This is a genomic window from Enterococcus sp. JNUCC 77 (assembly GCF_054819945.1).
On the sequence record NZ_JBTHIG010000002.1, the window covers coordinates 280,421 to 301,611 of the forward strand.

At 36.4% G+C, this 21,191-nt stretch carries 16 protein-coding genes; 7 read left to right on the forward strand and 9 right to left on the reverse strand.

What is annotated here, in order from left to right; translation table 11 throughout:
* Positions 1 to 274 precede the first annotated feature (274 nt).
* Together ACVWNY_RS14400 and ACVWNY_RS14405 are read right to left on the reverse strand one after the other, a co-directional pair.
* Complete coding sequence (locus ACVWNY_RS14400) at positions 275 to 4,756, reverse strand: LPXTG cell wall anchor domain-containing protein (RefSeq protein WP_454072236.1); 4,482 nt, start codon at positions 4,754 to 4,756, stop codon at positions 275 to 277.
* 971 nt (positions 4,757 to 5,727) lie between these two features.
* Positions 5,728 to 6,216: a helix-turn-helix domain-containing protein gene (locus tag ACVWNY_RS14405; RefSeq protein WP_218327262.1), complete on the reverse strand. Its 489-nt coding sequence runs from the start codon at positions 6,214 to 6,216 to the stop codon at positions 5,728 to 5,730.
* A gap of 167 nt (positions 6,217 to 6,383) precedes the next feature.
* On the opposite strand from ACVWNY_RS14405, the gene ACVWNY_RS14410 reads away from it, so the two are divergent.
* Both ACVWNY_RS14410 and ACVWNY_RS14415 read left to right on the forward strand, forming a co-directional pair.
* Complete coding sequence (locus ACVWNY_RS14410; protein WP_454072237.1) at positions 6,384 to 7,103, forward strand: hypothetical protein; 720 nt, start codon at positions 6,384 to 6,386, stop codon at positions 7,101 to 7,103.
* A 15-nt stretch (positions 7,104 to 7,118) separates the two neighbouring features.
* Entirely contained in the window at positions 7,119 to 7,991 is an 873-nt protein-coding gene (locus tag ACVWNY_RS14415; RefSeq protein ID WP_454072238.1) for a GH25 family lysozyme, read from the forward strand.
* Positions 7,992 to 8,300: 309 nt separating this feature from the next.
* On the opposite strand, the gene ACVWNY_RS14420 is transcribed toward ACVWNY_RS14415, so the two are convergent.
* On the reverse strand, positions 8,301 to 10,784 hold the full coding sequence (locus tag ACVWNY_RS14420; protein ID WP_454072239.1) for an MBG domain-containing protein: 2,484 nt from the start codon (positions 10,782 to 10,784) through the stop codon (positions 8,301 to 8,303).
* A gap of 381 nt (positions 10,785 to 11,165) precedes the next feature.
* Positions 11,166 to 11,549 carry a hypothetical protein gene (locus ACVWNY_RS14425; RefSeq protein WP_454072240.1) on the reverse strand — a complete coding sequence of 128 codons (384 nt, stop codon included), beginning with the start codon at positions 11,547 to 11,549 and terminating at the stop codon, positions 11,166 to 11,168.
* 551 nt (positions 11,550 to 12,100) lie between these two features.
* Between ACVWNY_RS14425 and ACVWNY_RS14430 the strand changes: the two genes are divergently transcribed.
* The 3 genes from ACVWNY_RS14430 (at position 12,101) to ACVWNY_RS14440 (ending at position 14,456) form a co-directional block, all read left to right on the forward strand.
* The gene (locus tag ACVWNY_RS14430; protein ID WP_454072241.1) at positions 12,101 to 12,856 is read left to right on the forward strand and encodes a LytR/AlgR family response regulator transcription factor; all 756 of its coding nucleotides are present in this window, start codon (positions 12,101 to 12,103) and stop codon (positions 12,854 to 12,856) included.
* A 189-nt stretch (positions 12,857 to 13,045) separates the two neighbouring features.
* Positions 13,046 to 14,122 (forward strand): GHKL domain-containing protein, encoded by a 1,077-nt coding sequence (locus tag ACVWNY_RS14435; protein ID WP_454072242.1) that lies wholly within the window; start codon positions 13,046 to 13,048, stop codon positions 14,120 to 14,122.
* A 133-nt stretch (positions 14,123 to 14,255) separates the two neighbouring features.
* The gene (locus tag ACVWNY_RS14440) at positions 14,256 to 14,456 is read left to right on the forward strand and encodes a hypothetical protein (protein ID WP_218327270.1); all 201 of its coding nucleotides are present in this window, start codon (positions 14,256 to 14,258) and stop codon (positions 14,454 to 14,456) included.
* Positions 14,457 to 14,513: 57 nt separating this feature from the next.
* Here ACVWNY_RS14440 and ACVWNY_RS14445 read toward each other — a convergent pair whose 3' ends face one another.
* Positions 14,514 to 15,599 (reverse strand): C39 family peptidase, encoded by a 1,086-nt coding sequence (locus ACVWNY_RS14445; protein WP_454072243.1) that lies wholly within the window; start codon positions 15,597 to 15,599, stop codon positions 14,514 to 14,516.
* A 234-nt stretch (positions 15,600 to 15,833) separates the two neighbouring features.
* Here ACVWNY_RS14445 and ACVWNY_RS14450 point away from each other — a divergent pair, with 234 nt between their 5' ends.
* Complete coding sequence (locus tag ACVWNY_RS14450) at positions 15,834 to 17,006, forward strand: AI-2E family transporter (protein ID WP_454072244.1); 1,173 nt, start codon at positions 15,834 to 15,836, stop codon at positions 17,004 to 17,006.
* Positions 17,007 to 17,262: 256 nt separating this feature from the next.
* On the forward strand, positions 17,263 to 17,637 hold the full coding sequence (locus tag ACVWNY_RS14455; protein ID WP_454072245.1) for a hypothetical protein: 375 nt from the start codon (positions 17,263 to 17,265) through the stop codon (positions 17,635 to 17,637).
* A 40-nt stretch (positions 17,638 to 17,677) separates the two neighbouring features.
* Here ACVWNY_RS14455 and ACVWNY_RS14460 read toward each other — a convergent pair whose 3' ends face one another.
* The 4 genes from ACVWNY_RS14460 to ACVWNY_RS14475 all read right to left on the reverse strand — a co-directional run bounded on the left by ACVWNY_RS14460 (position 17,678) and on the right by ACVWNY_RS14475 (position 20,684).
* Entirely contained in the window at positions 17,678 to 17,872 is a 195-nt protein-coding gene (locus ACVWNY_RS14460; RefSeq protein WP_218327289.1) for a hypothetical protein, read from the reverse strand.
* Position 17,873: 1 nt separating this feature from the next.
* Positions 17,874 to 18,464: an undecaprenyl-diphosphatase gene (locus tag ACVWNY_RS14465; RefSeq protein WP_454072246.1), complete on the reverse strand. Its 591-nt coding sequence runs from the start codon at positions 18,462 to 18,464 to the stop codon at positions 17,874 to 17,876.
* Between the two features lie 95 nt (positions 18,465 to 18,559).
* Positions 18,560 to 19,252, reverse strand: a complete 693-nt coding sequence (locus ACVWNY_RS14470; RefSeq protein WP_454072247.1) for a response regulator transcription factor — start codon at positions 19,250 to 19,252, stop codon at positions 18,560 to 18,562.
* Complete coding sequence (locus ACVWNY_RS14475; protein WP_454072248.1) at positions 19,230 to 20,684, reverse strand: sensor histidine kinase; 1,455 nt, start codon at positions 20,682 to 20,684, stop codon at positions 19,230 to 19,232. Before ACVWNY_RS14475 ends, ACVWNY_RS14470 begins: the two co-directional genes overlap by 23 nt.
* Between the last annotated feature and the right edge of the window lie 507 nt (positions 20,685 to 21,191).

A 21,191-nucleotide genomic window follows, 5' to 3' on the forward strand; every position in this document is an offset into this window, starting at 1 on the left:
TCGGAATTGCACTATTTAAAAATAAGTCTAGTGATTAGGAATCGATTCATTTAACCATGAAACCTCGACCTTTTTACCAAAGTCATCTGTATAAATAATACTATTTTTAAAATATAAATTTAGCTAATATAAAAAAAGCCTAAACAGCTTATGACTAAAACTGCTTAGGCTTCCAAAGAAAGAAAAATATATATAGTTCCATTGGTTTGGTTCTTCACAGATTGTCAGCTAACGGGGAGGTATAGCTGACAACTGTCCTCCCCAATGTAGCTAACTAATCTTTATCGGCTTTGGCTTTTTTACGTTTTTTCCATCCGCTAAAGCCAAGAGCGCCGATGATGCTGGCACCTAGTGCTTGATACCATGGATTACTGATATCGTTGGTTTGTGGCAAGGTCCCTTTGTTACTAGTTGATGGTAAATTATTGTTGGTTACTTGCACACCTGAGATGCGATTATCTCTCGGATCTTTGTTTGGATCCTTCACTGGTTTAATTACTGGTGGATCAATTTGTGGTATCGATGTTGGTTCACTTGGTTTGATCATAGTAATTTTCACCGGCTCAGCTGACGAAGTGATTTCATAATCTTTCTTCCCTTCTAACACAACACCTTCACCGGGATCTTTAAGTTGATTAATTGGTGTTGGATCAAATAGATCTGGTTTTTTCACATCATCAAAAGCTGTCGACTCATCAAAGGTTGGCGGTAAAACTGGCTCAGGGATCTCGTTAATCGTACCATCAGCATTTTTTGGATCCTCATTAGTTCCAGGGTCACCAACGTCCAATTCTGTTTTGCCAACATCAGTCATTGTTTCTAGTTCTGGTAGTGTTACGTCAATTGGTGTCACTTCTTCATTAGTAATATCGATGTTCTCAACTGGTTTAACCGATAAGTCTTCAACTGTCGGCAAAATAGGAAGTGCTTCTGGTTTAAGGTCGGTTACGCTAGGTACACTAAGAGCAGTATCTAAATCTTCCATCTCGACTGAGCCTAACTCAGCAGGTAGACTTAGTGGGCTTAGCGCATCCGGTTCAGGAATCGCCAAAGTCGGTTGCTCCACGCTCATCGGTGTTAATTTCAATTGCGGGTTCAGGCGCAGTGCAGGTTCCCCTTCCAGCGCTTTTGTTATCTGGGGATCTGCTGATGGAAAGTTATCGTTTAGTAGAAAATAGGTATAGGGAGATTCTTCATCCCATGAATAATTAGTTTCCCAATATCCAAAAGGGTCCTCACGAATTTCCTCTTTCTCAGCCTCAGACAAGCCGCTAGTAGCCCGTATAAGTCCATTCGCCAGACAAGTATTAAACGAGTCAAGAGTAGCTTGAGTGTTATCTTCAAACGCTGTTTTATATAAACCAGGAAATATATAGGCGCTGGCATTATTTTCATTGTTAGGCAAACTGCTTTTAAGAAATTTAACCCCTGTTCCTTCAATAATATTGTCAAGGTCAGCTCTGAAATCTATTTTAACCGCCATGAATGCATCACCATCAATACTCATCTGATCTTGCCAACCTTCTAGGTCAGCTGAAATTTCAGCTCGGGTACTTGCATACTTGGCTAACATGTTGTTCCAATCGTCCTCGGTCTTAACTTCACCCAGACCCTCTATTCCTAAACCAGTAAAATCAAAGTAATCTTTACCAGCAATAGGCTGTCCATTTTCCGTAAGTGCGGTAGCGTTAATGAAAGCTTTTGCTTTTTTATATGGCTCATAGTCGTCTGTAATTAGTGCCTCAGCCTTATCATGATAAATCTTAAACTCCACTAAATATTCTTTCAGCCTGGCTACTACTTTAAGATACGCCTGCAGATCCGTCAAGTTAGTATCACTTGTGTCAGTAGTAACAAACAACTTTTCAGCATCAGTAATGAAATCAGTTAGATCGAACGGATCTTTGTCTTCAGGTAGGACGGCATTATAGTCAGTTTGATATTTCTTGATGATTTTTATTTGTTCATCAAATACTTCTTTACTTGATACTAATACCTTTTGATACTCTGGCCACCACGTTTTTAATTCTGAAACTAAATCTTCATATGCAGCTAGTTGGGCGTCATCATCAACAGTATCCTGATTAATCGTTTGGTTTATTAGAATCTCAGTGTTAATCGGATAAGTATCAATAAACTCCATCAAAGGTTTGAAAGTTGTTTCATTAATTACTCCCATAGCTGCGACAGCGGCTTCATAAGCTCGCGTAATATCTCCGGTAGCACTCTCGATGTCTTCATTGTATTGTTGAATAGCCAAGATAGCAGCTGGTTGTAGATCCATCATATTCTTATGAGCTGCTTCAGCTGCTTTATAAGCTTGTTTCATGTCAGCCGCGTTAGCATCATTATTGAAGCTTTCGATTTCGGTTAAAGCTGTTTGATAGAGATCATTTGCTTTTTCAAGCTCATCGTTTAAATCATTTTCATAATAATTATTTGCAGCATCCAATTTGTCTTTCAGACCATCCGGGTCATTAATTTTATTGCCTAAATCTGTTAGAAGTTCCTCTAATTGCTCCTTTTGAGCCTCAATTGGGCCATAAAGTGATAATGCCTTGTTGTATTTTGCCTGAGCATCATTATATTGTTCCGTTAATTTTCCGTGTGCTATTTTTAGATCTTCGTATTGGTCCTCAATTATTGGTAATTCATCTTCTGCAATTTTTACCTGATCAAGCACAGCATCTCGTGCCCTTGTTGCCTCTTTAAACAAGTTGTCAACTTCAGTAAACTGTCCATGAACTATTAAATATTCATCTGAATGATCTTCTAACTGCTCTTCAAGTTCAGTTTTCGCCTTTTTTACCTCTCCCATTTCTGTATTTAATAGACCTAACTCTGTAGTCAATTCACCAAGGACTGTATTTAAAACCAGTATGTCTGCTTCCAAATTGGTTTTCGTGCCGGTCAAACTCTTAACTTTTTCTTTGGCGATAGCGTATTCTGCCATTGCTGCTCCATGATCACTTTTTGCTTTTTCGTAGGCTGCCTTAACTTCTGGGTAGTTTGTAGGAATTTTAGCGTTTATTTCATTATAAGAATTTACTAAAGCATCATATAGACCAGAGACTCGATTTTTCTCAGTTGTCAGCTCATTAAGCAGTTTTTGAATTCGGGCATGTTCATTTTTAACCTTAGAATATTGATCAGAAGCCGTTTGATAGTTTGATTTTAGTGTTTCATAGCTTGATTCAGCAGATTGTTTTTGCGCATTTAGATTATCATATTCTCTTTTAAGACTTACATATTGATTTTCTAAGGCGGTGAAGCTTTCAGTAGCTTTATCATAGTTCGTTTGGGTAGTCGTAAATTCAGCTACTAATTGATCATACGCTGCTTTAACCGGTTTATGCTTTTCAACAGTCTGATCATATAATTTAACATTTTCAATATAGACTGCATAAGCGCTTTCATATTCGGCATCGCCTTTAGCGTACTGGTCTAAAATTTTTTGCGCTGCATCTCGATTAGCCGCATAAATAGCCGCATCAGTCTCGAAAGCGCTTAACTGTTTCTCATAAGCAAGCTTGTTTTCATCATAAGACCTTTTATCTGAATTATAAGCTTCTGCTTCTTTTTGATAAGCAGCCTGAGCCTGATTATAGTCAGCTGTATTCTTTTCATAAACTGGTAATAATGCTTCGATTTTTCCAGTGGTTGATTGATAAGTAGCAACGATATCTTCATATGCTTGTTTAGTCTTTAAATAGCCGTCCCTCAACTGATTGTATCCGGCAATTTGGCGATTATACTCACCAATTTGACCTTCTAAACCAGATAGTTCTCTATCATAATTCTCCATTTGAACCTGATAAGAATCCTTAAGGTTCGCTAGGTCATCGTATTCCCCCTCATAACCCTCTTTTATGGAATTATAAGCCGCTAAGCTGCTTTGATAAGTCTGATTGAGCTCAGCCACTTTAGCATTGAGTTCAGCTTGTTCCCCTAAAGCTTGATTATATTCTGCTAATGCTTTTTCGTACAGCCCTTTTTTTCCATTATAGTCAGAAAGGTTCGATTGATAACGTCCTTGACTTATCTGGTATTCGCCTAATAGTTTATTATAATCAGTCACTAAACCTTTATAATCACTTTGCTTCTTTTCATAAGCTTTTTTAGCATCCTTATAATCACTTAATTTTATTTTATAGATAGCTTCGGCTGTCTGAAAAGCGTTTTGCAAATCGCTTCCTTCTGCTACACTAGCTTTTAAATTATTATATTTCTGTAAAGCCGCTAAATATTGACCTTCTTGCGTTTGCAAGGTTGATTTTGCATCTTCAAATGGCGCTATTAAACCTTCATAAGCATCTTTGGCAGCCTTATATTCAGGAGTCATTTCCGTATATTGTTTGTTAAGCAAATTAAATTGTTCTTCAATATCATCATAATTTCCCCTAGCTTCCTCATAGGCTCCCTTTAGACCAAGATATTCGTCTTCTGCCTCCTTAAGTTTAGTCAATTGCTCCTCATAAATCTTTTTGGCTTCAGCAGCTTTTGCATATAAGGAATTTTCTTCAGTAGTGTAGCTTTCGTAAGTCTCTTTTTTCGTTTTATAATCATTATAAGCATTAACATAATCAGTGTAAGCTTGCGGAAGTTCACCACTTTCACTTTGATCATTTGCTAGCTTCTCTGATTGAATATTTTGAGTCACAGCTGCAAGGGCACTGACAGGCGTTCCTAACATGGCAATCAATGTCGTTGAATAAAGCATCCCTTTCCAATATTTTCTCTTTCTTTGCGTGTTCATTCTAATCCCCCCCGTTTTTAAAAAGCATCTCCCATCTTAGGAAAGATGTTCAAAAAAAACAATGTAATTTTTATATTATAATTATAACATCCATTTATTAATTATTCAAAATAAATAAAATATTTTGTAATATATAACGACATAAAATATCCTTTTAAACCAATATTTATGGAATATCGGTATCGAATTGTAATAAAATGTTGTCAGAAATAAAAAAATAAACCTTTTAAATAATCGGTATAATTAATTAAATAAATAATTAATCTCTTCATTTTAGACAAAAAAGCAAAAAATATATTCAAAATAAAGATTTATTATTACGTTTAAAACGAGACTTCATAATCGGTGGGTCTTGTGGATTACTTTGAACCTCAAACAATCTTAAAAAAACTAAATAGGGATAAATATATAACGTAATCGTTTGTTTTTTAAGAATTTATCAAAAAAAAAGACCTCGATCGTATGTGATCGAGATCTCTACTAGCTATTTCCCAGCAAAAAATATTTATTAATAAGTGTGCCACTCCCCTTATCCCACATATTTATTTTTTCCTCTTGATACTTTTCAAAATTTTTTTACACCTGATATCTAAGAAAAAACTAAAAATTTTACTTGAAAAAGTACCAGTTAGATTGGTTAACCTCAGCTGATTCTTATGAGTATTTTTCACTTGTTTAATCATTCATCTGTTATTTTTGAGAAGCTTAAGCAAAAAACCTCACTCAGTAATTCAGCATGAACTAAATTATCTATAATTACTCACCTCCTTTTCATCTATCCTCATCTTATTCCGTTTATTTTTTCAGTTCGTTTTAGTTATCTTTTAAAACGATTTTCATGACAGTAAATCAATTTCCGCAACGATCTGACAATAGGCGTGGCTATCGTTTTTTTATTCCCTAAGAATTTTTACGAATTTTAGTTTATTAAGGATTATTTCTTAGAAAAATGCTGATATCAGCTCATTTTTTTAATCTTCATAAAAGTAAGATCCTAGTCGTTTGGCTAGTTGTTTGCGCCAGTAAAAAATGGTGCTGCGGCTAACCTGATATTGGTCGGCGATTTCTTGGATACTACGCCCAGCGAGCCAGCGTTCTTTTAAAAATATTTGTTCACCACGAGAAAGCTTGGGCCAATTGATGGTTAAAAATAACTTTAATTGGCTTTCAGCTTCAGGATTATTGATAGGTTCTTGGTATCGGTCATAGCTTCGTTCTTTAATCTTTTGCTGGCGCAAATTTTTCCGCTGATGGTCTCTGACTTGCCAACATAAATAACGGAACATTTCTGGCAAATTAACTTCTTCTTGGGTTAAACAGCGTTGAAAGAATGCCAACTGCAACTGTTGGAAATAATCTTCGTAATCAGGACTAAAGGGATACACGCGACTGACATGTAATACCTTGTGAAATAGACCTTGGTAATTTTTTAAGGCTGTTTCGATTTCTGCTCTTTCCACAATGCCTCCTGTAATTATTTTCTCCGGCCGGGTACTCATAATTTAGAAGCGATTGCCGCCTTTTCCCAATTTAGAACTTGCTAAATTCTTAGTATTCTTACCTGATATGTCTTGCCAAAAAAGTGTTTAGTAACTTCTATAACAAACCTAAAGGAGTTGATCAATCAATGAAAAATGGACCCTATGGCAGTTGTAATACTGACATCTTGGATTGCAATATTGCCAGTCCTGTGTGGGATTTCTATCTTGAGAAAGCCACCCTTTTTCACCAAAATAACCGGTGTGAGATCCACGCTGTGTTGCCTGTGCCAAATAGTTTAGACACTTTGTTTTTATGTAACGACACGCTCGCTTTCACTAGTCAAAAAAGTTTCAAAGTATTGCAGGAGCATTTTTTTCGTGATAGCTTTTTAGATTATCATATTGTCTGTAAAACCGTGCGAAAGTTTCAGCAGTTTCCCCAATACAAGGTCCCGATGACTGATGGGCATCAACTTTTGGTTCCGCTGGAGAGTCCGTGGGGAGCAGCGATTTGGTTGAACCCTTTGAAAATTTATCAAATCCATGAAAATCCCCATCAGACTTTGATTGAGTTTGAACAAGGACCGTTGATTGTTTCGACTTTACGGAAAAGGAGTTTGAGATGGTTGAGCTTGGAGGCTTTGCTGCTATTTGCTGTGATGCGAAGGGATTTTGCCTTTTGTCCACGAGAATTGACCGACTTAAAAAAGAATCTGCCTGATTGTGGACACTCCCCTTTTTTGCAAACTATTTTGTTGGCCTTACCACGAGATTGTCAGCAGCTTCCCTTGAATAAATTCTCGCAAACATATTTCACGGAAGCTTTTAAATGGCATTACAACGCTTTGACTAGTGACCCAAATTAAGAAAGAAGGAATAATATGAAACCATTAATTATCGACATCAGCGAATGGCAAGTCCCAGCCAAAATGAATTACGCCGCTTTAGCCAAACAGATCGACCATGTAATCGTCCGCATACAATACGGCTCGGCTTATTTAGACAAACACTACGTTAGCCATATCAAAAATTTCCAAGCCTGCGGTATTCCAGTGGCGGTCTACGCCTTTGTCCGTGGGATCAACCATCACGATATGGAACACGAAGCACAGACTTTTTATCAACGAGCCAAAGAATTTCAGCCAACATTTTACTGGTTGGATGTAGAAGAAGTGACGATGGCAGATATGCGAGGTGGTGTAGAGGCCTTTCGTCGAAAATTAAAAGATTTAACTGGCGCAAAAGTGGGGGCTTATATCGGGCATCACCTGTACAAACAACTAAATCTCGTCACCGAAAACTTTGACGGTATCTGGTTGCCAACTTACGGACGAGACACTGGAACTTATCAAGGGGTCAATCCGTCAGTCACACAAAGATACGACCTCCACCAATATACTAGCCGTGGACGGTTGAACGGATATAACGGAGATCTGGATCTCAATCGTTTAACTGGGCAAAAGAATCTTAATTATTTCACCGGGGAACCATTAAAAGATCTCCAATGGGGCATCAGTGAACCCGGGCATTTCAAACTCCACAGCGCTATTCATTTACGCTGCGCACCTACGACAAATGCCTTGAAAATTGCGACATTAAAAGCCGGCGAAGTCCTCAAATACGATGCCTTCGCTCACGAAAACGGCTATGTTTGGCTGAGACAGATTCGCCAAGATGGCACCTTCGGCTATCTCGCCACCGGAAAAAGTGACGGCCAAAAACGAACTGAAGCACCATGGGGTACTTTCTTTTAAGTTATTGAAAAGTGAGAGACATTCAATAATTCTCTCCAGTTATTTTTAATAGATATTTAATATCCTAAAGTATTCCAACTAATTTTTGAAAAGATAGCTTATCAATATGCAACGGATAATAATTATTGATGTACTTGAATTGTGTGCTAGATTTTTAAACAACAACAAACAAGCAGTTAGACAAGAGAGTTGTCTAACTGCTTGTATTGGTCTATTGATAAACGCACCTGATCAGAAATGTTGAGAGATCTATTCCCTTTCAAATCAACTCTTGATTATCGTAAAATAATTAGAGGTTCACTTTTGTATTTATTTCCCGTAAAACCCAACACCCTCAGAGCGCCAACCTTCACGAACCAAGCCAGTATTTTCAGTTGTACCCAAAGTATAATGATGAGATCCCGCATCTTGCGCATTCGGATTAAATACGCGATAAATTGGAATTTCATTATTTTCAGCCGCATAAAAGGCAATCCCCTCTTTATTCCAGCCAGCTTCTCCCACCGAATCATACTCAGCTTGATCTAAAGTATAGAAATGTTCACCAGAGTTTGGATTGTACAAACGATAAGCTGCTTTGCCAGTTTTCTCGCCGCCATACCAGCCGATGCCTTCGTCTTGCCAGCCTTTATCAATCAGACCTTGAGCTTCTGATTGACTCAACGTGTAAAGATGTTCACCATTGTTTTTGTTGTAGACACGGTATAGTGGTAAACGATCTGGATCACTTGGTTCTGGTTCTGGAATGGTCTGCTCCTTAACAATCAAGCTTCCTGAACCATAGGTCACTGCGTAATTATTGCCTATTTCTGTTTTGATACCGGGATTCAAAGTGATGCCAAATGTTCCCGCTGTTTTCCCATCACTTTCGAAACGGGCAGAAGGTAAGGTGCTGAATAAATCAGTTTGTGTTTGCCCTGCCACAAATCCATCATAATTAATTGTTGCTTCTGGTAAAGTTTCCCCTTGTTGAAGGGTGACATCGTCCACCGTCACTGCTAATGGTTTCTCAGTAATGTTGAAACTTCCTAGTAAAATATCGGCTGCACCGTAGTTTTCGGTTTCCTTTGTTCGAGCGTAGACTTGGTATTCTCCCACATTAGTAGAATTAGACTCATTTCCATCTTGCTTGATGATGGTGTCGATTTCCCCTAGTTCTGCTATATCGCTGGTGATTTCAATGATTGGTTGTTCGCCATTGTAGACATAATTTTCTTCAATTGTTGCTTTGAAGTTAGTTGCTGCTGGTTGAGGTTTATCTGCTATGGTAACTTTTCCATTTGTAATAATACTAGCGTTTTTAAAATTCGTATTCTCACCAACAATGATCTTAATCTGATAAGTGCCAGCTTCTTTCATCGTCGCTGTCTCTCGACCGTCTTTCACATACCTCACTTTATAATTGGTTAAAGTCGCATCCTTTGGTTTAATTTGATTGTTAATAGTCCAACCTTCACTGCGATAAGCGAGATTGGTGGTGGTTGGATAGGTAAAGTCACTTTTTGTCGGCGTCGCTTTATTGATAAAAAATGTGATGGCATCTGTCGACTCGTAAGCTTGATAAATATTCCCACCAGCTGTCTCAAATTTTGCTTGGTATTCTCCTACTTGAGTTGGCATCCCTTCACGATAATTTTCACTACCAGCATCGGCATACTTAAAGGTCATTGCGCCAAAATCCTGTTGGTTATAGCCTTCAATTTCCCTTTCAGTAATTCCCTGAGGCTGACTATTATAAGTAAAATTAGCAGTATTTCCAGGCAACTGACCACTGTCGACGATTTTTCGATTCACCGTGACACCATCCACTTCAAAGAAACCTATGTTGTCATCATTTTGATAAGCGATTCCTGAGACGCCGTTACGGTATGCCCAGTTTACAGTTGGGCTATAGGTCGAAGACGCATCAGCTGTAAAACTTAATTCGTTTTCCGTTCCAGCAGTGTAACTAGCAGAAGGATTTTCAGCTCTTTCAATCACAATCGCTTTTTCTTTTAGACCTTCCCAATTGGAAAAGCTATTGGCTCTGTAAATTGAATCTACACCACTAATATTTTCATTGTAGATAACGCCATTGGTTGTGTTTAATGTTGTTTGCTCACTTGAACTATATCCATATAGGTAGATATTGCTACCGTAGTATACTGAATTACTGACTCTATTGTTGACGATTTGACCGCCATTCAGGTTTATTATAGAAGTAACTGCATAGATGCCACCGCCGTTACGACCTGTATTGTTATGGATACTCCCACTATTTACATTTATTGTGGAAGCAAGAGCATATATACCACCTCCAGAATTATTTTCTGATCTATTGTCACTAATTATCCCACCATTTATATTTACAGTGCCATTAAAAACATATATACCACCGCCAGAATTATCCCCACTATTTCCTCTCGTAATCTTACTGCCACTATTCAAATTTAGCGTTCCATTATTTCCAACATAGATTAGTGAACCGTTAGTTGCTCTCTCTTCACCATCAATCGTCACATCTTCCAAAGTCAAACTGGCACTATTAGCAACATTAAATGCTGCATAAGAACCTCTCGTTATCTTAGTATTTCCATTTTTTGGTTTCAGCAAAATATGACGATCACTTCCTGATACAAAAATTGTATCGGTCAAAGTAATCGCATCACCTAAAATAATCTCCACAGGATTCTCTACACTACCGGCTGTCGCATTTTCAATTGCCGTAACCAATCCAGCTTCTGTCGTGATAGGTTCCGCCACTTGCGGCGTGATAGGCGTTCGCAGCATTCCTAATTTCAAAGATTCATTCATCAAGCTTCCTGCTTTTACTTGATGACTTGTATCTTCTTCTGCAGATACCGGTAAACTACCTAAAGCTATTTGGCTGACTAATAAGATTCATGCACTGACTTGGATGAATTTTTTGCTATGAGTAACCAAATGATAATGTCGTTTTTTTATCATTATTTCCGCTCCTTTTCCCTCAGTTTATTCAGGTTAATTATAGCAAATCCCCTCTGACAAAAATACATAAATTATTCTATTAAAAGTAAAATTATTTGATTTAACGCATTTTTATGGTGGTTTATCTGTAAATGTTTTATTTTTTAGAAATTGACATTCTTTTGAAAATTATATCTCTAAAATAAAAGAATTGTTTCCATTTGTTATTTTAATCGTTAATATAAAGTCCTATCCGCTTAAAAATAAAGCTTGTCGATCCCTTTTTTTCAAAATTTCCCCGAGGATTTTGATAAAGATATATAAACGCACCAATTGGCGATATTTTTCCATTAACAAATGCCATTCTCCTGCGGTGAAATATTCTCCGAATTGATAGATCGAAACCGCCAACTTTGGCGTAGCCGGTTGATTAAAATAAATTTCCCTAACCACGGGATATAATGGCAAGTCTAACTTCTCCGCTGCTAATGCCCGTCTAATAAGTAATGCCTCTACAAATTTCAAGCACAAGGCAAAATTCATCGTATGCTGATAATACTTAGTCACTTTTCGTTGGATTTTTTGATAGTCACGATTAAATAGTTGACGGCAAGTGAAGTGATGCTTTTTCATAAGTTTTTCTCCTCATTTTTTCCTCTTACATTTAATAACGAAAGTTTTTGAAAAAAAGTCCAAAAAATTATTCAATCCATTTTACTTTGCAGGATAAATCACTTTTATTGGATATTTATTTAAAATAATATTTGCTGCAATTTTTTGGCTAGGATAAAAAAATATTTGCTTTAAAATGGGTTAAATTTTGCCGGCAGCGATTTTCCTTTTCATGATTATTTTATTTGTTTATAATAAAATCTCTCTGTTTTACTAATTCAATTTTTATTTACTTCAAAAAAATAAATATATTGTTATAATTTTTTTTAGCCAAATTCATTTCAATTGACCAAGAGGCAAGAGGGTCTTTATGGTAGAAAATACCTATTTAGTGCTTCTCATTTAGAAAATCATTGCTTATGTTTCTGACAAACTATCTATTTTGACGATTTAAGCTGAAACTTAAAAATAATTAGAAATAATGATAATTTTTTAAAATAAAGGTCTTTATGTCTTTACCGGCTTCAAACATATGCTATGTTGTTGATACAAGATACTTAGGGGGTCATTTTTTGAGAATCTTTATAATTGAAGATCAGTTTATCTTTAGAAAGAAAATCATTGATTTAATCCATTCTGCCAGTGCCCATCCTTTTGAAATAGTCGAGGTACTCAATGAACGAACCTTTTTTCAAGAAATCGAAAGAATGGATATTTATTCGACTGATTTGTTCTTTATCGATATTGATCTTAATTTTTATTTGACGGGAATTGATTTAGCAGAGGTTATTCGGGGTAAAAATAGAGAATGTGGCATTGTTTTCTGTACTTCTTTTGAAGATAAAACCATCGAAATTGTCAATCGTCAAATTCTTCCTTTAGGCTACTTAGTGAAAGATAAGAATCGGGGGTTGGTGCAGCAGGATTTAGCGCGGATTCTTCAAAAATTTGTAACAAATACGCAAGAAGATGTAGGAAATCATCTTAAACTTATCATCAATCAAGGGCGTGAAAAAACCATCATCAATGAAGCAGATATATTTTACATAGCGACTATTCCTAGTCATAGAAATACACTTACTTTGCGTTATCAGCAGCAAGAGATCCTGGTTCCTGGTAAATTAAGAACTTTAAAAACAGAATTGAAAAGTCCCTTTTTCATAAAAGAATTGAAATCTTTTATCTTAAATATCAATAAAATCGAAAAACTATATTCCACAGATGGTCTGGTACAATTCATCGATCAAACAATTTTAGACATTGGTCTGGTGGGGACTAAAAAAGTACAACAGTTTTTACGAGAGGAAAATAGTGATGTCTCCGGGTAATTCGATGGCGCTGGCTTCTTTGTGCAACATTGTACTGTTGTGGACTTTTTTGATCAAATGTTTATTTCCAGAAAATCCAGCTATCTGCTTAATGTTTTGTGGTTTGGTAATTTTTTTTTCTCTTTATTAAGCCAAGAAATTTCGGCTTTTCTAATTTTTTATTTCCTTTTTCTGCTAGAATTAATATTGATGAAGCGTTATTTGTCTAATTGGTTACTGCCGGCATTAATCTTGATTTTTCAATATGCTTTAATCGTGTTTGTCCGCCTGATCACTTATTATCTCCCAGAATATATGGTGATAGGCATCGACTTCAATTCTGGAAAAACCCTGTCGTTATTAGCGTTTATTCAAGTGAGTTTATTGTTAGTGTTATCACATTATTTGGTTAAGTTAGACAAAAAATATCATGTGGTCGGCTCACTAAAAGAGATGCCAAAATCATTTTTTCTATCAGGTATCAGTCTGTTTATCCTGTTTATTATATTAATGACTTTGCTCAATTTTTTTTCGATTTTTGGACCATTCACCTTACTTTTCTTACAGCTGCTCTTGATTTTTTCGATTGCTACTCAGACTATTTCAGTCTTTACTTTAAGGAACAAAGTTTATCAAAAAAATGCCTATTTGAAAGCCTTGAAACGTTCAATGAAAGAGGAGCAGGAAAATTACGAGTTGGCTAGAGAATATCGACATAATTTTCGTGGTATTTTATTAGGTCTCAACGAATATTTAACTAGCGAAGATCTATCTGGCGCAAAAGATTATTTGTTGCAAACTTTAGCTGATTCAGAGGACTATTTTAAAGAATATCGCTATAAACAGTTAGCTGAGGTTCGAAATGCTGCGATTCGCGGCGTATTATCTGATTTTATCAATCATTGTGAAGAAGATCATATTTATCTAGAATTAAAAATTTTTGACCAAGGTACGGACCTGCCTATCTCTCAGATTGAATTGACCCGTTCCATTTCGATTGTGCTAAACAATGCCTTTGAAGCAGCTGTGATGGAACCGCAAAAGTATATTTACGTCGAACTACAAAATACAGCAACCAATTGGCAAATGACGGTGACTAATCCCTCCACCCTAAACCAGTCAAACATCACTACTTTGCTCCAAAAAAATTACTCTAGCAAAGAAAATCATAGTGGTCTGGGCTTGTTTCAATTGAATAAGATTAGTCGGAAGTACGCCGATTTTTCATTAATGATTGATAAATCACCTGACCAATTTACCGTCGACATTACGATTAAACAAGTTTAAATTCAGTGTAATCTCAAAGACTTTTAAAAATTTTTTTGATTGCACAAACCCTTATGAAAGCGTTATCAATTTCCGTATTTACTGACTATAGTTTGTTACACTTTTTACATATTCAATACGGGGAGTGGAACAAATGTTAACCATCAATTTAAAAGTAGGTACTTATGTAGAAATCAAAAAATTCGAGTATGTCTGTTACGAGTCGGGAAAAATGCTAAATAAGGCTGATTTTGATAAATTTACACTTCAGCCTAATCTTACTTATAATTTCCAAGGAGAAAACTATGTCTCTATTTTAGGATCTGAAATCATGTTTTTAGAATTAAATAATTAAATAGATCAATCACAAAAAAGCTGAACCTTTCATTATGAAAAGTTCAGCTTTTTTTAATTAATTAATTGTAATTGCGCGACCATCTTTTTCAGCGTTGTATTGACCGACCGTGATCCATGCTCTAGCACCATTATCGTATTTCATATTTTTACCACCGCTGCCTGCACCATCATCTGCTGAATAGTACAACGGATCATAGACTAAAAATTTGCCATCTTGATAACCAGCAATGACTTTACAATGATTGCGATTGGTATCACTATCGACTTGATAAGACGAAAATCCGTAATATAAAACTGGTTGTCCGCTTAACACGCGATTGATAATTTGGGTCGTACTTTCCCCAGAAATATCGACTGTATTGCCGCCAAAAGTTTGACCATATGTGGCTAAGGCATTAGGTTTGATAACCCATCCAAAGCCTTGTCCGGTGTATACGTCGCCTTTTTGTCCATCAGGATTAGCCGGATACATCGGTAAATTATCTTGCATTGTTTTCGGATCAGCATTGATCCCTTTTGATCCAAGTATCATCGATAAAGCCGCTGAAGCACAGCCCCATGGTGCTTTTACTGGGACGTATTGGCTCACATAAGGCACTTCTGCGATAAAACTTTTAGTCGTAACTGTTGAAGCGCCGCCGGAAACAAACCAAGAAGTTCCTTCATTTTTCCAGCCCTGGCTAACTAAACCATCCCGTTCACTTGCTTCTAAAGTATAATGGTGACTACCTGCATCTCGTGCATTAGGATTATAGACCCGATAAACTGCTTCACCTGATTCTGGTGTTTTCCAAGCAACACCTTCAGCGTGCCAACCATTTGCGACTAAATTCTGTTGCTCGCCGCTGTCTTTTGTATAAAAATGTTCCCCTGAATTAGGGTTGTAAACGCGGTACAAATCATTACCGCTACCGTCAATCTGCATACTAATCCCTTCGTACACCCAGCCGATACCCATCAGGTTATCTCGTTCACCTGAATCTAGCGTGTGTAAATGTTCTCCCGAATTCGGATTATAAACCCGATAAATTGGTGCCAAATTATTGGCAGGTGTTACTTCCTCTGCGTCAGCCGCCTGTGCAGTAAATGCCAATAACCCAAGCGCCGACAATGATAACCATAACCATTTGTTCTTCTTCATATAGCTCCTTCTTTTTATACCATAACCAATGGAAGTTGGAAATATTTTATTAAAAATAACCACTAAAATTTAGGATTACGCTTAAATTTATTTAGCTCCTACCCATATTTTAACGAATCCAAAATGAAAAATCAAAATTAAATCCAGTTATTTTTCAAATTTATTTAACTAATGCAATCCTTTTACTTTCTTTAGCTTCTATAAAAATTTATAATCTATTTGAGGAGTGATGATATGGAGAAGAAAAAACGCCAGCCTTTAATTGCTTTTTTAGGAGGTAAAACCTCTTATTATATTGTAGGCTTAGTCGTTTTATTAGCATTAGCTATTTTATTACTACAAAAAGTATCTTTTATTTTCCATCCAATTGTAGTTATTTTACAAACTATTTTACCACCGGTGGTCTTTGCCTTGCTGCTGTATTATTTACTAAATCCTTTAGTGGACTTTTTAAATAAGCATGGTGTTCCCCGAACTTTGAGTATTACCTTAACCTATCTGGTTATTTTTGGGTTATTAATATTCGGCGGCTTTCAATTGGTCCCAGTAATCGAAGACCAAAGTCGTGACTTGGCAAATAATTTCCCAAACTTAATCAACGACTTCCAAAAAGCCATCGAAAACATCTTGGCTAATACACCGTTGAAAAACTGGGCAGAACAAGCCTTTGAGTCTGTCGATGAATGGTGGAAAGATATCGCTGGGATCGTCGGTGACAACTGGCAACAAGGCGCCCAAAGCCTCGGCAATATTTTCTCAGCCGTTTCTAGTGTGGCAATTACCCTTTTCACTGGACCGATTATTGCTTTCTTTTTAATCAAGGACCCAAGAAAACTATATCAAGCGGTGATCCAAATTACCCCACCAAAATTTCGTGATGATACCAAATCCTTAATCAAAATCGCCAACCAACAATTAGGCGCCTTTTTGAAAGGACAAGTGATCGCCTCGTTATTATTAGGCTTAATTTATTGGGGCGTTTTCTTATTAATCGGCATGGAATATTCCACCGTCCTAGCTTTAGCAGCCGGTATTTTAAGTATCATTCCATATGTTGGCGCCTTTTTAGCTTTCATTCCGGGATTATTTATCGCCTTCCAAATCTCAACTTTTATGGTGGTAAAATTCGTGATTGCCTGGTTTGCCGTTCAATTATTACACGGTGACTTAGTGGTGCCGCGAGTGATGGGCGATCGCTTGAAAATCCATCCAGTCACTATTCTTGTGGTGTTACTAGTGATGGGCGACCTATTAGGTGTGGTCGGAGTAATCTTCGGAATTCCGATTTATTCAATGGTCAAATTAGTCGTCGTCTTTATATTCCGCAAGTTTAAGCAACGCTACAATCGTTACTTTGGCGATGAGGGCGAATATCAAGAGACGAAGTTTTCGGAAGAGGATTATTAAAAGTAGTTAGAAAAACTTTCTTAAATGAAGGTTTTTCTTTTTTTGGTAAACTATTTTCACAGTTTGTTATTTAAGTTAATCACTTAGTAAATTATTGAACCCTTTTTTATAGCATTTCCATTGTGAACGATCGACTTATAGAATAATAAAAAGACGTTATATTTTTAATTAATCAACTTTTTCACTCATCCCCCTTGACCTTCCCTCAAAGGGAGCCTTTAGAATCCTATTACACTAGTAAAAGGAGTGGATGATGATGAAAAAAATCACAAAATATATTGCAATGATGCAAGATAAAGCTAAAAATCCATTAACTGAAGAAGAATTGTTGTTAGGTACTAAAAAAAATAAGATTATCAACTTTTTCACTTCAAAAGATTTACACAAAAATTTGGATCATACCTTATCCCACGTAAAAGAAAAACTTGGGAAAATTAAAGGTAACTTGATTATTAACGGAAATCTGCCCCAACCTATCATCAATCAATTAATGAATCTTGCTTTGAAAACCAAGAATCATTTCTCCGTTGTGGTCTATGATGGTTACCGATTATGGAAATCTAAAAAGTTCGAAGGTTCTCATTCGTTGGCGTTGATTGTGGTCGAAAAAAATGAACGCACATCTGTATAATCAGATGTGCATATGCTTATATCTACTATTATATAACCGATTAAAAATCCCCAAAAACAATGCCCTCTTTCTTCACAATAATCACAATCGATTGTTGCACTTCTCCCTTTAAGAAAGCTTCTTCACGATTAAGGACGGGTTTTAAATTTTCAGTAGCGGCTATTTTATCTGAAAATACAAAGACATAATAATTTTTATGGGCAATTTTTTGAGCTAGTTTTTGTGATAGTTTCATTTTAATGTCTCCTTTGAGAAAATTTTGGCAACAGAAAATGACTGATTTTTTGATTGATTAAATTTAGCCAAGCTAGTTTGTGATTCAGCCACAAGATACAACTGCTGCTGAAAAAACCAATCAACCCACTAGCAACTACATCGATTGGATAATGAACCCCCACCCAGATGCGCGCAAGCCCTACAAGGATCGCCGAAACCAAATATAAACTGCGATACTTACTTTGGCTAGTGAGAAATAAAAGACTCATAATAGAAAAAAATAGTAGACTATGATCACTAGGAAAAGCATTATCCACCGCATGATTAACCAATTGATGAACACCTGTCAAATGAACGAAAGGTTGCGGATGATTATATAAAAGTCCAGCAATCTTTCCTAATAATTCTGCAAAAACAAAGGAAAGTCCCGCTAAAAAAATTCGCTGACGACTATTTATCAGTTGCTTCGAGAAAAACCAGCGATATAAAATGAAAAGATTTAACAAAATCGGGGAAAAATTGGCGGCAATAATAAAAAACCAATCAATCACCTGCACTTGTCCGGCAAAATGATTGATTGCATAAAATAGGTTGTTATTGAGTTGATTCATCGGCTCACTTCTTTCTTTTATTATCTTACATAAGATAAGAAAGAAAAGTAAATTCGATGACACGATTTGTTAAACAAAAGATAAACTCTTTTAAACTAAGGCATAAATCGATAGCCTGCACCCCAAACGGTTTGAATATGTTGTGGCTCAGATGGATTTTTTTCAATTTTTTCTCGTAGCCGGTTAATATGAACTGCCACTGTACGAATATCGCCAAAAGCATCCATTCCCCAAATCCGCTCATAAATCGCTTCTTTACTAAAAACATGTTCAGGATTTTCCATCAGAAACAACAATAATTCAAATTCTTTATGCTTTAATTGGGCCACTTCTCCAGCGACTGTAACCTTCATGGTATCAGGGCTAATCTCGATTTCACCAAATTGAACAATTTTACTAGTATTTTTTTCTCCTCTGGCTTTCAAACGCTCGGCCTGAGCCAAATTTGATTTGACACGTGCAACCAATTCCGATGGCGAAAAAGGTTTACTGATATAATCGTCAGCACCCAAACCTAAGCCCCGCAATTTATCTAGCTCATCCCCTTTAGCTGTTACTAAAAGAATCGGCACCATGACCTTATCACGAATCCGCTTCATAATTTCGATGCCATCCATTCCCGGCAACATAACATCTAGTAATAATAAATCATATTCATTGGATAAGGCTTTTTTTAAACCTTGATGCCCATCTGTCACAATCTCGGTTTCAAAGCCGTTAATTTCTAGAAAATCCTGTTCAATTGTAGCGATAGCTTCGTCATCTTCAATAATTAATATTTTTGTCATAAGTTTCCTCCGATACTAGCGGGAATGTCAGCTCAATCGTCAATCCACCACTCTGTCGATTTTTGGCAATAATCTTTCCAGCTTGGGATTCAATCATTCTTTTGGCGATCGCTAAACCAAGCCCACTGCCCTTTTCTGGTTCAGTTCGCGCCTTATCTCCACGATAAAAAACTTCAAATAAATTTTCTAGCTGGGCTTGTGGCACGCCGGGACCATTGTCGCTAAAAGTAATCACCGCCTGATTTCCGACGATATATTGATTAATAACCATTCGATTATCTGTTTGATTACCATATTTTATTGTATTTTCCAAAATATTGATAAAGACATTTCGGGTCTGTTCTTGATCAATTCCCACATAAGCATTCGCAGTGCTAACTTCTAAGGTCATCGTTAAATGGCGCTCGCGATATTCATCTTGCACACTTGTAACAAATTGACTGATAAATGCACCTAAATTAACAGTTTTTAAATGTAACGGAATTTCTCCGATATCAATTTTTGAAAATAGAAAAAGCTGTTCCACTAGATGATTCAGTTCATCAGTCTTTTGAGAAATAGTCGCAAAATACCGACTTTTTTTAACTGGCGTCTGAGCAACACCCGCCTGTAATCCCTCTACATAAGCTTTTATCGCTGTCAATGGCGTCCGCAAATCATGGGAAATACCAGCAATTAGCTCTTTCTGATTTTCACTATTTTTTTCTTGCTCCGCCACCATGCGTTCAATCTGACCAGCCATCTGATTAAAACTTTCCACCACCGGATAAAATTCGTCTTGATTTTGATAATCCACGCGCCAATCCAAATTTCCATCTCGTAACTGTTTTACTCCCGAAGTTAATCGATCCAAGGCCTCATTGATGGGCTTGTAAATAAAACGAATCATCATAATATTCGTAAAAATAATTGCGCTCACCGCAAAAATTCCGCAAACCACCGCCACAAAAATAATCAAGCTTTTATTGTCCACCAACGTCTCTTCAATCATAATATGATAATTATCATTAACGGCAATGAGGGTTTCATCCCCCAGTTTAAATTTCACTAACAATAAATTATCCTGTGATTGAGAATTAGGCGCATCACTTGCAATCATGGCTTGTACCATCTCCTGATTGGAAAAGCTACCAATTTTCTGAATCAATTCCCCTTGCTGATTATAAAGAAAAGTCGTCAGGTGCTCACTATCATATTCCTCTCGTAATTCTTTCACTTCTGCCGCCACATCAGGCGAAGGTTTCTTTTGCAGCTGTTCAATACCCTCATGAAAATAGGCAAATTTTTCGTTGGAACGATACTGGCGGAAAAAGTCAGAGCCAAAGCTTTCATTAAACGCTAAAATCAATGCCCCCAAAACCGTTAATGTCACCACAATTGGCATGACAATCATCAAAATATTCGAAATAAATAACCTTCTTTGAATCGTCAAATTTGGCCCTCCTGATGACACTTAATATTATCTATACTATAGGGTAAGGAAAATAGCATAGCAACTTTTTTATGTAGTATCCAGCTAAAAATAGCCTACCGAAAATTTTTTTATCTTACATTTTTAATGTAGCATAAGTAAACCTCATTTATTCTATGACCTCAAAAAAACTGCTATTCAACTTCATCCGTCACCATGGTGTGGCTTTGTTATCCTAGATCCTATCTAAAAAATTTGCGATAGAAAACTGTAAAATTGTTTAACTTAAATTCGTTAAACTTAAATCTCTTATTGATATAATAAACAAATTGATGTTTTTTTAGAAAAATCATAAATATTATTAATAATTAATCAACTCCTCCTTATAATAAACACTAAAAAACAAAGAATTTATCAAATAATCAAAAAAACTACCTAACAAGCGTTAAAATGTTTTTTAATAACTATTCATATTTAACAAAATATATCATATAATAACAATACAGAAAATAACAGGCAAAATAATAA

What these genes read in the sequence shown, in the direction of transcription:
- ACVWNY_RS14410 (WP_454072237.1), top strand. Translation starts at nt 6,384, where the DNA reads ATGAAAAATGGACCCTATGGCAGTTGTAATACTGACATCTTGGATTGC.
- ACVWNY_RS14420 (WP_454072239.1), bottom strand. Translation starts at nt 10,784, where the DNA reads ATGAATGAATCTTTGAAATTAGGAATGCTGCGAACGCCTATCACGCCG.
- ACVWNY_RS14435 (WP_454072242.1), top strand. Translation starts at nt 13,046, where the DNA reads ATGAAGCGTTATTTGTCTAATTGGTTACTGCCGGCATTAATCTTGATT.
- ACVWNY_RS14450 (WP_454072244.1), top strand. Translation starts at nt 15,834, where the DNA reads ATGGAGAAGAAAAAACGCCAGCCTTTAATTGCTTTTTTAGGAGGTAAA.
- ACVWNY_RS14425 (WP_454072240.1), bottom strand. Translation starts at nt 11,549, where the DNA reads ATGAAAAAGCATCACTTCACTTGCCGTCAACTATTTAATCGTGACTAT.
- ACVWNY_RS14400 (WP_454072236.1), bottom strand. Translation starts at nt 4,756, where the DNA reads ATGAACACGCAAAGAAAGAGAAAATATTGGAAAGGGATGCTTTATTCA.
- ACVWNY_RS14460 (WP_218327289.1), bottom strand. Translation starts at nt 17,872, where the DNA reads ATGAAACTATCACAAAAACTAGCTCAAAAAATTGCCCATAAAAATTAT.
- ACVWNY_RS14465 (WP_454072246.1), bottom strand. Translation starts at nt 18,464, where the DNA reads ATGAATCAACTCAATAACAACCTATTTTATGCAATCAATCATTTTGCC.
- ACVWNY_RS14445 (WP_454072243.1), bottom strand. Translation starts at nt 15,599, where the DNA reads ATGAAGAAGAACAAATGGTTATGGTTATCATTGTCGGCGCTTGGGTTA.
- ACVWNY_RS14415 (WP_454072238.1), top strand. Translation starts at nt 7,119, where the DNA reads ATGAAACCATTAATTATCGACATCAGCGAATGGCAAGTCCCAGCCAAA.
- ACVWNY_RS14455 (WP_454072245.1), top strand. Translation starts at nt 17,263, where the DNA reads ATGAAAAAAATCACAAAATATATTGCAATGATGCAAGATAAAGCTAAA.
- ACVWNY_RS14440 (WP_218327270.1), top strand. Translation starts at nt 14,256, where the DNA reads ATGTTAACCATCAATTTAAAAGTAGGTACTTATGTAGAAATCAAAAAA.
- ACVWNY_RS14470 (WP_454072247.1), bottom strand. Translation starts at nt 19,252, where the DNA reads ATGACAAAAATATTAATTATTGAAGATGACGAAGCTATCGCTACAATT.